Raw genomic sequence first — 11,734 nt, 5'->3', positions numbered from 1 at the left:
GCGGGAGAGATACCAACGGTCCGACGGCAGTACTGAAATCGGTAGGCAAGGTGAATCCGAAATACTCGATGCTGCTGAATCAGAAGTTCTCACCAAGTTTCCTTGAAGGAAACTCCAAGGAATCGTTCATCGCATATCTTAGAACATGGGCTGACCTGGGATGCTGGCATATACAGTTCAATGTTATCAGTCCCGATATTCTGCGGGATGCTCAAAAACATCCTGAGAACTATGTAAACCTGATCGTCAGGGTAGCGGGATACAGCGCTCATTTTGTGGACCTGAGCACCGGGATGCAAAACGAGATCATCGGGCGAACAACACAGAATCTCAAATAGTGTTTGGCAACTCCTGCTGTCTCATGAAAGCAAAGGAAATGGCAAGAAAATGCCTATTGCCTTGTGAAGAACTCCTCCACGATTCGGAAACAGTTCTGATTCGAGAAGACTGAATAGGTTTTCTGCTGGGCTAGCGGCAATTTTTTTGTGGATCTGTTCGCGGATCATCACCAACACTGATCAGAGCTTTTGGGGAATGCCTTGATAAAGGTCACCGGATACACTTGGACTAAGGAACCTCTGATTAAGTGGGACACGATTGATCCTGACGGAAGCTTAGGGACACACCTAACTTCCGTCTCTCCCCCGAGGTCGATCCCAAAGGCTCGATGCGAATTTGATTAAAGCTTCCCTATAAGAAGGAGAATCATGGCGGAAACCAAACGAAAGAGCCACAACCCGGAACTGGAAGATTTGAGCGGTCCGTTCAATCCCGATCTAAAGCATGAAGATTTTTCAAAGGAGTTTCTCCTCAGGCTGATGGAAGGATGGCAATGGGCCTGGCTTCAGATGACGGAAGCGTGGATGGCGGCCATCACCAAGCGATGCGGTCCTGAACTGGCTAACGCATGTGAGACCGATGCTTGGGGGGCCATGAGCCGGAAGGTCAACCCCAGATACGCTGAGTTGGCCGGAATCGAACTCAACACCGTGGTAGACAGCCTCAAGGCGTTGCAATTGCCGCTGGACAATACCATCCACGGGCTTTTCAAGCCGGAGTTTGAAATCAAGAGCCCCAATCACGTCATCCAGACGATGAAGAGATGCCGGTCTCTGGAGTACTTCGAGGCGAAATGCCCGGAGCGAATCCATCACGTGTGTCACGTAACTGAACCGGTGCTTTTCAAGAACTATTTGATTAACCCCAAGATCAAGATAACCCCTCTGAAGCTACCGCCTCGCACGAGTAAGGACGATATCTGTTGCCAGTGGGAACTCAAAATTGAAGAATAGGATTGTTTAAGGAGGAGACCATGGTCGTAGTTGATCAGGAAAAGTGTATCGGCTGCAATATCTGCTCTGCATTTTGTGCCGTCGATGCACTGGAAGGCTATGGAGTGATCGAGATAAACAGGGATATCTGTACAGAGTGTCTTGAATGTGTCGGCACCTGTCCGATGGATGCCATCTCGGAGGTGAAATAATGAAACAGATCAAGTGCGATGTAGCCGTCATTGGGAGCGGGCTAGGGGGTACCACCGCAGCTTCTTTGCTGCTGAAGAAGGGGTATAACGTCCAGGTGGTGGAGAAGCTGCCGTTTTACGGGGGGCGATGCCAGACGCTCGATCACCATGGCTTCAGGCTCAACACCGGCGCCGCCATGATCGGCGATTCGATTCACGGGGCCCTTTGCCGAGAGGTCGGCGCCGAGCTGGAGCTGCGCGTTCCCGATCCGGTATTCAAATTTCGCATCAGAGGGAAGGACTTCACCGCTCCTCCTAAACGGATGTGGCAGGCCATCATCGGCGCAGCCGCCCGGGACGATGCCGAAGCGGATCGGGTGTTTTCGGCATGGATGAAAGCCATCACCTGGGCCGAGCCGTCCTACTCCATGTCTATGGATGAATGGGCCCGACAGCACACCGACAACGCCCTGGTCTTGAAGCTATTCCACTTTCTCACCTGCGGCATCGGCGTCAATAGCTATGAACTGCCTGCCGGTGAATTCTTCCGTCAGATCACCCAGGGGGCCACGATGACGTGGGCGTATCCTCCCCGAGGATGCGGCCAGTTCTCCGATGCGCTGGTGGGGGCCATCAAGCGGATGGGTGGAGACGTGTGGACGCGTTGCCCGGCAATAAAGATCAATGTGAAGAATGGGGCGGCCACCGGAGTAGTGGTGCAGAAGGATGGCGAGCAGATCGAGATCGTGGCCAAGACTGTGATCAGCAACGCCCCGCCGCGCAAAACAGTGGAGCTGGCGGGCCAGGAGCATTTCGGCCCCGGCTATCTGAAGGATGTGCAGAATATCTTGGGTTCACCGATGATCTGTTTTGAGTTTGCTTCCGACAAACAGTTGCCCCAGTTGGAGGGATCGTCCTGCTATTGTTTCACCGAATACAAGCGGGCCTTCATGATCCTCGATTTCAGTTCCTTGTGTCCGGAGATGTCGCCAAAGGGCAAGCATCTTCTGGAAGCGGCCTGCGTTCCTGCCTCGGTCATTCCGCCCTATGACATCAGAAGGGAGGCGGCGCTGGCCCTGGAAGACTTGCGGCAGAACATGCCTGGTTTCGACAAGGATGTAAAGCTGATCAAGATCAGGGTCGCTCAGGGAGACTGGGGAGTCACCGGGAACATTCCCGGGCGAGGCAACCTGTCCATAAAGACACCGGTGTATGGCTTGTACGCTGCAGGCGACCGCTCGGCCCCCGAAGGTTGGTGGTGCTCTTTGGCGGCCATCAAGAGCGGCCGTTTGGTAGCCGAGGACATTGCCAAACGATTCAAGCCTGCTTGAAGAAATCGGTTCTTGGAGGGGATGAAAAGTACATTCAGGAGCAGAGCGCCAAGATCGATCAGAGCTTCTGGGGAATGATGCGTAGGGGCCACCGGATACATCTGAACTAATAAAAAGGCAAGGCGGGATTGACATGGCGATGATTTTAGAGGGAATCCGGGTTCTGAATTTAGCTCATTAATAGATGGGTCCCGGACCAACACTACACTGGGTGATCTGGAAGCAGAGGTCATCTCGGTAATAGCATGACAGCCTTCGTGGATTGTAGCGTGAATACTGTGTCAATGGATGCCGTTGCAAGTCCAACCTTCATCGGGATTGGCATGGTACTGAAAGGCGTAAATGATTTCCCAGGAACAAGAAATGAGTGAGGAAATCACTAATCAAGCGGGAGTTCCCCGTCTGTGAAGACGGGGGTGAGAGCCGATTCCTGCGAAGCAGGACAAGCTCTGCTTGAACCCGCAAGTACCACGTCTGTAAAGACGTGGGTATCTATAAGACGCCTGGATGAACTAGACCTGATGCTCATCAGGGAACTGGGAATCGATGCCAGAAAGGGTGCCCCGGAACTTGGGGCCAAGTTGGGCACGAACCATACCACAGTGCGGCGGCGGCTACAAACCCTCCTGGACGAAGGGATCATTTCATTCGTCACCATCGCTGATCACAAAACTCTGGGGCACTTAACCCTCATATTGCTGGGGATAAATACCCGCCCCGGCACAGTGGATGGTGTGGCCACCAGGATAGCCTCCCTCGAGTACTCCAAGATGATTTCCGCAACCCTTGGCCGTTATGATCTATTGGTTATGATCTATTGGTATCGATGTCGATCGAAGGCCTTGAAGATCTGGGTGGAGTTGTCTCCCGAGACCTGGGTGCTATCAAAGACATCACCAACATCGACTCTATGATCATCCTCGAAATTTTCAAAAACGATTGGTCCTGCTTGGGGGAAAGGGGCCATATCATCCAGCGTAATCCCGGCAAAAACCATCTGGACGAATTTGAGAAAGCTTTGATCAGGGAGTTGGAGCTGCACCCCAGGGAAACCATTTCTGAACTTGCTCCGAAACTGGGAACAAACCGGGCCAATGTGAGCAAAAGAATGCACGCGCTCCTCGAAAAGGGAGTGATCCGAATCGTCAGTGTGCCGGACCTTTCCGCACTGGGTTACAAAATATGGATAACGGTACAACTGAAAGTCGATCTCTCTAAGGTTCATGACATAGTCGAAAACCTGTGCGGCTATCCGAATGTGACTCAGGTGATGATGCTCACGGGGATGTATGAACTGGGCATAGCGACGGTATTCAAAGATCGTGATGAGGTGTATGACTTCATGGAGAACAAACTGGGCCAAATCCCCGGAGTGATCGGGCATGAGGCCTTGATGAATCTGAAGAGCTACAAGCGCGCTTTTGGACTGCCGCCCCTGCGCGGACAACAAATAGTACGTAGCAAATCGTTGACCTGTCCGGCGTAAAAGACGTCGTACGGATATGTCTCGGATAATGACGAAACGAGTGAGGCCGGAGGGACATTCAAAATCGATGCTGATGGAACCTTGCGATAGTTAGGTTTCTTTAACAAATCATAAACGGAGTGGCATATAGCCATCGCGTTCCGGTCGATCGGTCGAATCAATAATTATGAGGCTAAGAAATACCCATGGTCCAGACGAGACAGAACTACGAGGCGGCGTTCCGGGAATCGGTGGAACATCCAGACAAGTTCCGGGGCAAAGCCGCCAAGGATGTAGTGTGGAACAAGCCCTATGAAAAGGTACTATACATAGCGCAGTAATATATTGCGTATTATACTGATCGGGTCTATAATGGACTCCAAGGGGGTTCATTATGAAACGAGTCACCATCCGTAATCCAGAGGAAGCGAAAGGGATTATCCGGAATGAAATTCAGCGCACCAATGAAACTCGGTTCCAACATCGGCTTCATTGCATATTGCTTATTTGTGATGGGAAGACATGCGCAGATGTTACTGCGCTTTTTGGTGACAGCTTGCGTATCGTTCAGTACTGGGTCAAACGTTATAATGAAGCGGGAGTCGATGGTCTGCGTGATCCCACTCGAGTTGGAAGAAATCCCAGGCTGTTGCCGGGAGATAAAGATGTCCTGGCACAGGACTTGCGTCGTTCTCCTCGGGAATTTGGGTATACGCAAAAGCTGTGGGACGGCAAACTTTTGAGTCATCACCTGAAAGAAAGATTTAATGTTGAATTGAAGGTTCGGCAATGCCAGTATCTGTTTCATCAGTTGGGTTTTCGCCGAAGAAAACCACGCCCAGTTATTGCTAAGGCGAATAGAGCGGCCCAAGAGGCATATAAAAAAACTGGAAGTCCTGGCAGGTGATAAGCAAGTAGAGATGTGGTTCATGGACGAATGCCATTTCCAGCAGCACGGCTCCCGGCTGGCCGCATGGTTTCCACCGGAAGAAAAAGACCCGGTGATAAAACACGCCCCGGTACGCAAAAAGGTCGGCATTATCGGGGCTGTGCGAGCAGATGACGGCACTTTGGTGACATGCGAACAGGACAAATTCAATGCTTTAACCGTTGAGTCTTTCCTAACTGAATTGGTCAAATATCGAGATGAACATAAAACCATGATTGTCATCTTGGATAACGCCAGATTTCATCATGCCAAAGCCCTTTCCGGCTGGTTGGAACAACATTCCGAATATTTTCGCTTGGATTTCCTACCACCATACAGTCCAGAACTCAATCCCATCGGGCGTGTTTGGAAGCTAACACGGCGTCTCTGTACTCATAATCAGTATTTCGAACAACTTGATGAACTGCGCCAATCTGTATTCGCAAAGTTTCGCGAGTGGTTCTGTCCAAATCCAGTTCTCGTACAATTATGCGCAATCAACTGATGCGCCATGTATAGATGACAGCAACGCCCCATTTTATCGGTGGTTCGTCGGCGGTGAGCTGAATACCTGCTATAACGCTCTTGACGTCAGACTGTCCATCTATTCAACGGCCCAATCCCGTCCCACTTTCGCTTTAGTAGAGGTAGAAAAATGAATATCATGAGGATGGATGGCAATAGTGAACAAGCACTTAACGACGATGTTGAAGTAGCAAGTAAACTTTGTGTAGAAGAACTTGGTGCGGTCGATGTTTTCTTAGTTGATACCGAAGAACGCAAGAAGAGTGTTTGGCCCATTCGTGGTGCTTTCTTAGAAGCGATTAAATCTAGGGAATCTCTGATTAAGTCCCGAATCATGCGATAATAATGGCAGATCGATTTTAAGGAGTTCTGCCGTGATAAATGGACCCACTTTTGCCAGCCTGGCCTATGACAATAAGAAGAAGAGGACCCGTCGGGAGAAGTTTCTGGAAGAGATGGATCGGGTGATTCCTTGGGATGAGTTATTGAAGATCGTCCGGAAGCGCTATCCGAAGAAAGGCAATGGACGGCAACCGATGCCGGTGGAGCGGATGCTGCGGATTTACTTCCTGCAGCAGTGGTACGGATTATCCGATCCGGCGATGGAAGATTCTCTTTATGATATCGAATCGATGAGACGCTTTGCCCGGATCGATCTGGAAGCCGATGTAATACCGGATGAAACCACTATTCTGAACTTTCGGCATTATCTGGAAGAGAATCGGCTGACGGAAAAGATATTCGAGAAGACAAAAGGGTATCTGGCTGACAATGGACTCCTGTTGCGCGAGGGAACGATTGTGGATGCCACCATCATCAACGCGCCTCCATCGACGAAGAACGAAACCCAAACGCGGGACCCGGAGATGAAGCAGACCAAGAAAGGAAATCAGTGGTACTTCGGGATGAAGGCTCATGTGGGGACAGATACTCGAAGGAGACTGGCTCATAGCATCGTGGTTACGAATGCCACGGTGCATGATTCACAGGTGATGGATGATCTGCTCCACGGGGAGGAAAGAGCCGTCTATGGCGACAAGGCTTATTCGAATACCGAAAAGAGCGAGGAGTTTGAATCTCAGGGGATCGAGTGGCATATTGATCGTAAAGGAACGGCAGGGCATCCGCTGACACCCGTTGACCGGGACTGGAATCACGAGCAGCATCGGACACGGGCCAAAGGGGAACACATCTTTCTGGTGATCAAGCATCTGTGGGGTTATCGAAAGGTGCGATACAAGGGATTGTCTAAAAATGCGGCTCAGGTGTTCAGTCTGTTTGCCTTGGCCAACTTGTATCTGGTTCGCAAGGATTTGCTGTTGATGAGGGCGTAGTCTGCCCAAAATTCTGGGAATTCCCCTGAAAAGGGGTTATTCAGAGGGCAGAACCACCGAAAAGCCACACTCCGACGTTATTTTATAGAGGGAATTCCGCTGAATTGATTCTTTGACGGACTTGATCAGAGGTTCCCTAGTTCAAGTGAAATCGATGAAATTGACGTCGTATTACCTCGTGCAAGAATTAGCGATTACCTTGAATATACGAGAGAAGTAAGCGAACTAGTAGGTATTCGTATTCCTTATTTTGGCCACGTGGGTGATGGTAACTTACACATCTATTTCTGTAAAGATGGATTAGATGAAAATACTTGGCACGATAAAGTAAAACAAGGCTTCGATTTAATGTACAATAAAGCCTTTGAATTCGGCGGACTTGTTTCTGGTGAACATGGTATCGGATATGCGAAAAAAGAATACATGGTTCGTTTGCTAGGTGAAAAACAAATTGAACTCATGAAAGGTATTGAAAATGTCTTCGATCCAAAACGCATTATGAACCCAAATAAGGTAATCTAGTAAAGAAACTTAATGTGGAAATCTTGTTGGCAACCAGCGAAATGCGACACTTTTTGAACCGAACACTTTAGCGTAATAATCAGGTGGCATTGACAAGCTCTCTGAGGCCCTGGTTCCACAAGTCGGGGCTCAGATAAATCCTCCGACAATCCTGGCTGATCAGACGGAGTCATACGCCGTCGTCAGATAACACGGGTCTATTACGGCTTTTTCTCGTTTTCTAACAAGATTCGGCCAACTATAATGAGCCCATGTATAATTGCGATCACGACTCATCCTGATCGGCCGTCACCTTTCCCATAATCAACTCCCGTGACGCACCGAATCCGTGTCCTTTGGTGGTTAGAGTCAGAAGATATAGTTTCAATAGCACCCGGAATGCTCAGTGTTGAGCAAGAGGACAACTGGACGATGTATCCCAGAAATCAGACCTTGACCTTCCTCTGACGACCTCTGAGTGAGACACTTCAGTTGAAGTCTGTGAATTTTATCGTTGCATTTTCTTGACTCGGGTTTGGGTCAACATCATTAGACCTGGAAGGTCATCAAGGAATGTCCAATGAAACCTGGGCAAAGTACCCAGCCAAGTATCCAGGACGCCACCCGGCTTGAAATACCCAGAAAGCCAGAATTTTGAGATCGAAATTCCCTCGGTGTGGGTCAGATGCAGGGTTGTTCGCCGAGTGACCTCAACCAAGCCAGAATGAACCCGGAAGGTATGCTGCCACCACTGTTACTCGTGGATCTCCATGATCTTGGCCGGAGGAGGTCTCAATGGGTGACCATCATTCAAGAGGCAGACGCAGCTGTTAGCTGACACAAATGTGGGAACAACAGGTAGCCGCATGTCGACTTTGTCCGCAGTGCCAAAAAGGGAACGCCATCTGTCGTAGCTGCAGAAGTCGCTGTCGTTGTCCAGGGAAAATGTCAGGGTTATGTGTTTAGCGATTTTGTCAGTAAAGTCACGGGTATACCATTAGGAGTCTCCTCAGGTGCAGATTGAGCGGTCATAGAATGCTGTCCATCATCTTGGTCCTGCTTTTCCTGCAGCGAGTCGAAATTGGCGTCGAGCAGGCGTTTAAGGGTAGCATAGCCGATGCCCAATTCCCGGGCCGCTTGTCGCCGGGAAATGACGCCCTCGGCGATACGATTCACCGTCGTCTGTAGGCGCTGCAAGAATCCTTCCTGGTCGATCACTCTTGGTCTTCCAATATGCTTACCCTGAAGCCGCGCCCGTTCCATTCCTGCCTGAACCAGCTCTCTATGCGTGCGCTTTCTATCTTCGTTGTCGTACCAGGACGGCTCCCAACCCCGGCCGACATGCTTCTTACTGGGCTGAAAGCGCTTCGGCGGGTTCGGGTCGTGCAGCAGATCCTCCGCCAGTTTGGCCCAACCCCCATTGGCGTAGTAGGCATCAATCGAAGCACGTAGTTGTGAGGCAAGAGGAGGCGCTTCCTGCGGGGTAAGAATCTCTCCCTTACAGGACACCATCAGGCGCCCCTCCAAGCGTTCCTGCACTTCGACTAGGCTCCCGGCGTAACTGGGACGGTCAGCCCCGGGAAAGAGTTGAAGGTTTTGCCCGTGATACTGCACGGTGTTATCCCTCGCCACCCTTCGCTGTTCCTTGATACAGAGCACTCCATCGATGTCCAGACCTGGGTCTACCGGGCGATAGGCTGGCTGCGCCTGAGCTGCGGGGACACCGAAACGGCTATTATAGCGAGGCAGGAATGATTGGAGAACGCTGTTGGCCTCAACCAGTGTGTTTGCACCAGCCAGGCGCAGTTCAGTCACCAATCGGTCCTGAAAGGTACCATTGGTCCGCTCCACTCGTCCTTTTGCCTCAGGGCTCCGGGCAAACACCTGCGTGATACCCAGTTCCTGCATGGCGCGGCCGAACTGGGTTGGCTTGCGGTTGTTGGCATGGGACGATTCCGGCATATCATCGGCAGGACAAGGGCGGCGAAACACAATGTGACGATCACTGTATAGTGCCAATGGAATGCCGCACCGCTGGATGACACCCGTCATCAGACGAAAATAACCCGCTGTGTCCTCCTCATCCTGGAACAGCGCGTAGGGAACGGTTCCGGTGGCATCATCTACCGCCACAAGCAGGGTGAACTCCGGGCCTCGATCTTCCAGCCAGCGGTGGTGACTGCCGTCCACCTGCAGGAGCATCCCTTCTTGGGGCATCCGCGCACGCCGACAGCGATGGCGTCCAGTTCGACGTTGCCGAGGGCTGGACAATCCGGCCTCCACCAGCAATCGCCTTACCGTAGAACGGGATAACACCAGGCCCTCTCGCTCTTCCAGAAGCTCTGTCAAATGCGTGTGGTTTACTCCCTGATAGCGTTCACGCGCCAGAGCTACAATCTTGGATTGCACAACCGGAGAAGTGGCGTTACTCGGCCGACGCCCCCGATTCCCGTGGCTCAGCGCCATCGCCCCCACCCTTCGGTATTCCGCAAGTATCCTCCATGTATGACGTTCACTTAATCCCAAGACGTAGGCCGCCTCCCCCACCCCCATCCACCCCTCCAATACCAGATTGAGTGTCTGCAATCTTCCTTGTTCTTTCTGCGTCAATGTCAGTCCTTCCATGACTGACATTTTCCCTGATCAATTACTCGCTGACATAATTGTAGAACAACGACAAGTCGCAAAATCAACCATGTCAGAAGGATTTCCTTCTGGAAGCAGGTTCGGATCTATTTCAACTGCCGACAAGGGATGTGAACTACTAATGAGGGCAGCACTTTCAGCGAACATACATTCGGAATGATGTAATAACACCGCTGATTGACAACAGTCTGGCCAAAAAGGGGAAAGGGAAGGAAGCCAGGCTATGTTTTGCCGGTCATGTATTGATGGAGAATCGTAACGGTCTGGTGGTTGATGTGACCATGACTCAGGCCACTGGCACAGCAGAACGGGAAGCTGCAATAGAGATGCTGGATAAAGCAGGCCAGTCACGCAGGGTGACGGTGGGAGCGGACAAGAACTATGATACGGCCGATTTCGTTACCAAATGCCGGGAGATGAACATTACCCCTCATGTATCTCGACGTCAGACTTCGATAGTGGATGGGCGCACTACCCGTCATGCCGGATATCTGATAAGTCAGCGGATACGCAAACGTGTTGAGGAGATATTCGGCTGGGTCAAGACCGTCGGCGGAGGTCGCAAGCTCAGATACAAAGGGGTGCAGCGCAACCAACTCTGGTGGGAGTTCACTGCTGCGGCTTACAACCTGTTACGAATAGCCAAACTTGCTCCGGTGGCTTCTGCCGGGGGATAACTCTGCCCATTGAGCCGAAAAAGGGCCGTTGAGGCCCTCTCAAATCCACTCAACAGCCACAAAAAATCGATGAATTACCGAAAGACAGCGGGATAGACCGAAAAATAAGCGCTTTACAGTCCCTTTTTCAGCACCCTGCTAGGTTTGGCGTGTTGTCAATCGCCGAGATGAGCCACTTTTGGATCCGAAGACAACGTGTTCGGTTTCTCTTCCCTTTTCGTGTTTCGTGGCCAATTATCGCTGACGGTCTACACAGGTTCGTTTGGGAATCCTTCGGATGATGTTGACTTCTCGTATGGACGGCCCTTGTGTGTCCCGTGCCACTTCACTATTGGAAAGCAATTAAGTTGTCCATCAATACAATAATCATGCAATTGTCGAATATACTCGCATATTGACTATTAAGTGTCTTAGTTCTCTTGACAGAATTCGGGAATGCGTCTATAATGTAGTCAGTCGCGGATGCCAATCTGCTGTGGTCGGCCATTTTCAGGTAAGCGCTCCCTCAAACGAGGTGCGTGTGCGATGTCAAGGAGGTCAGGGGACATGTTTATTTGGTTCACCGGCCCAATGTCAATCGCCAGGAACTATAGACCACCCGTCGCCACGAACATTGGGCCACCCGGGTGATGAAGGGATTGTATCATGGTCAGGTCATGGTGTCAGCACCTCCCTTCGATGGGGCGACAGCCTCTGGCGGTAGCTGGTGCCTTCGACGACGATCTGGTAACTGGCATTGGCCAGGCGGTCCAGCGCGCTGTTGCCCAGGATGGGGTCATCGAACAGGCTTAACCATTCCTCTACCGCCCGGTTGCTGGTGATCACGAAACTGGCGCGATGATGTCGGCTGATAATGAGTTCGTAG

Annotated in this window: 15 protein-coding genes; 13 read left to right on the top strand and 2 right to left on the bottom strand. The window is 51.1% G+C overall.

The features are described 5' to 3' along the window. The 12 genes from PHV74_11380 to PHV74_11325 all read left to right on the top strand — a co-directional run. On the top strand, positions 1–338 hold a 338-nt coding region (locus tag PHV74_11380; GenBank protein ID MDD5094963.1), incomplete at its 5' end, for a glycine radical domain-containing protein. A gap of 369 nt (positions 339–707) precedes the next feature. Next, positions 708–1,292: a DUF6125 family protein gene (locus PHV74_11375; GenBank protein ID MDD5094962.1), complete on the top strand. Its 585-nt coding sequence runs from the start codon at positions 708–710 to the stop codon at positions 1,290–1,292. A gap of 20 nt (positions 1,293–1,312) precedes the next feature. Continuing rightward, a complete protein-coding gene (locus PHV74_11370) occupies positions 1,313–1,483 on the top strand; it encodes a 4Fe-4S binding protein (GenBank protein ID MDD5094961.1) in 171 nt (56 codons plus the stop codon). After that, positions 1,483–2,793: an NAD(P)/FAD-dependent oxidoreductase gene (locus PHV74_11365; GenBank protein MDD5094960.1), complete on the top strand. Its 1,311-nt coding sequence runs from the start codon at positions 1,483–1,485 to the stop codon at positions 2,791–2,793. The genes PHV74_11370 and PHV74_11365 overlap by 1 nt, the downstream gene beginning before the upstream one ends. Positions 2,794–3,197: 404 nt before the next feature. Then, positions 3,198–3,707: an AsnC family transcriptional regulator gene (locus tag PHV74_11360; GenBank protein MDD5094959.1), complete on the top strand. Its 510-nt coding sequence runs from the start codon at positions 3,198–3,200 to the stop codon at positions 3,705–3,707. Next, the gene (locus PHV74_11355) at positions 3,620–4,279 is read left to right on the top strand and encodes an Lrp/AsnC family transcriptional regulator (GenBank protein ID MDD5094958.1); all 660 of its coding nucleotides are present in this window, start codon (positions 3,620–3,622) and stop codon (positions 4,277–4,279) included. The genes PHV74_11360 and PHV74_11355 overlap by 88 nt, the downstream gene beginning before the upstream one ends. 185 nt (positions 4,280–4,464) lie before the next feature. Then, positions 4,465–4,599, top strand: a complete 135-nt coding sequence (locus PHV74_11350) for an acetyl-coenzyme A synthetase N-terminal domain-containing protein (protein ID MDD5094957.1) — start codon at positions 4,465–4,467, stop codon at positions 4,597–4,599. Between the two features lie 53 nt (positions 4,600–4,652). Then, complete coding sequence (locus PHV74_11345) at positions 4,653–5,165, top strand: winged helix-turn-helix domain-containing protein (protein ID MDD5094956.1); 513 nt, start codon at positions 4,653–4,655, stop codon at positions 5,163–5,165. Positions 5,166–5,178: 13 nt separating this feature from the next. Continuing rightward, positions 5,179–5,691 (top strand): IS630 family transposase, encoded by a 513-nt coding sequence (locus PHV74_11340; protein MDD5094955.1) that lies wholly within the window; start codon positions 5,179–5,181, stop codon positions 5,689–5,691. A gap of 150 nt (positions 5,692–5,841) precedes the next feature. Next, positions 5,842–6,054: a hypothetical protein gene (locus PHV74_11335; protein ID MDD5094954.1), complete on the top strand. Its 213-nt coding sequence runs from the start codon at positions 5,842–5,844 to the stop codon at positions 6,052–6,054. 34 nt (positions 6,055–6,088) lie between these two features. Continuing rightward, positions 6,089–7,045, top strand: coding sequence for an IS5 family transposase (locus tag PHV74_11330; protein ID MDD5094953.1), 957 nt, complete (start codon positions 6,089–6,091; stop codon positions 7,043–7,045). Between the two features lie 159 nt (positions 7,046–7,204). Then, complete coding sequence (locus PHV74_11325; GenBank protein MDD5094952.1) at positions 7,205–7,567, top strand: FAD-linked oxidase C-terminal domain-containing protein; 363 nt, start codon at positions 7,205–7,207, stop codon at positions 7,565–7,567. Positions 7,568–8,500: 933 nt separating this feature from the next. Here PHV74_11325 and PHV74_11320 read toward each other — a convergent pair. Continuing rightward, positions 8,501–10,171, bottom strand: a complete 1,671-nt coding sequence (locus PHV74_11320) for an ISNCY family transposase (GenBank protein ID MDD5094951.1) — start codon at positions 10,169–10,171, stop codon at positions 8,501–8,503. A 209-nt stretch (positions 10,172–10,380) separates the two neighbouring features. Here PHV74_11320 and PHV74_11315 point away from each other — a divergent pair, with 209 nt between their 5' ends. Beyond that, a complete protein-coding gene (locus tag PHV74_11315; GenBank protein MDD5094950.1) occupies positions 10,381–10,869 on the top strand; it encodes a transposase in 489 nt (162 codons plus the stop codon). Positions 10,870–11,523: 654 nt separating this feature from the next. On the opposite strand, the gene PHV74_11310 is transcribed toward PHV74_11315, so the two are convergent. Then, positions 11,524–11,734: ATP-binding protein (locus tag PHV74_11310; protein MDD5094949.1), on the bottom strand; the 211-nt coding region annotated here is incomplete at its 5' end.

This window comes from Dehalococcoidia bacterium (genome assembly GCA_028711995.1).
Classification (GTDB): domain Bacteria; phylum Chloroflexota; class Dehalococcoidia; order SZUA-161; family SpSt-899; genus JAQTRE01.
The sequence above is the reverse complement of the archived record's forward strand: the minus strand, read 5'-3'. Positions and strand labels throughout refer to the sequence as shown.

What these genes read in the sequence shown, in the direction of transcription:
- PHV74_11355 (MDD5094958.1), top strand. Translation starts at nt 3,620, where the DNA reads ATGTCGATCGAAGGCCTTGAAGATCTGGGTGGAGTTGTCTCCCGAGAC.
- PHV74_11350 (MDD5094957.1), top strand. Translation starts at nt 4,465, where the DNA reads ATGGTCCAGACGAGACAGAACTACGAGGCGGCGTTCCGGGAATCGGTG.
- PHV74_11365 (MDD5094960.1), top strand. Translation starts at nt 1,483, where the DNA reads ATGAAACAGATCAAGTGCGATGTAGCCGTCATTGGGAGCGGGCTAGGG.
- PHV74_11345 (MDD5094956.1), top strand. Translation starts at nt 4,653, where the DNA reads ATGAAACGAGTCACCATCCGTAATCCAGAGGAAGCGAAAGGGATTATC.
- PHV74_11340 (MDD5094955.1), top strand. Translation starts at nt 5,179, where the DNA reads ATGTGGTTCATGGACGAATGCCATTTCCAGCAGCACGGCTCCCGGCTG.
- PHV74_11375 (MDD5094962.1), top strand. Translation starts at nt 708, where the DNA reads ATGGCGGAAACCAAACGAAAGAGCCACAACCCGGAACTGGAAGATTTG.
- PHV74_11320 (MDD5094951.1), bottom strand. Translation starts at nt 10,171, where the DNA reads ATGGAAGGACTGACATTGACGCAGAAAGAACAAGGAAGATTGCAGACA.
- PHV74_11335 (MDD5094954.1), top strand. Translation starts at nt 5,842, where the DNA reads ATGAATATCATGAGGATGGATGGCAATAGTGAACAAGCACTTAACGAC.
- PHV74_11370 (MDD5094961.1), top strand. Translation starts at nt 1,313, where the DNA reads ATGGTCGTAGTTGATCAGGAAAAGTGTATCGGCTGCAATATCTGCTCT.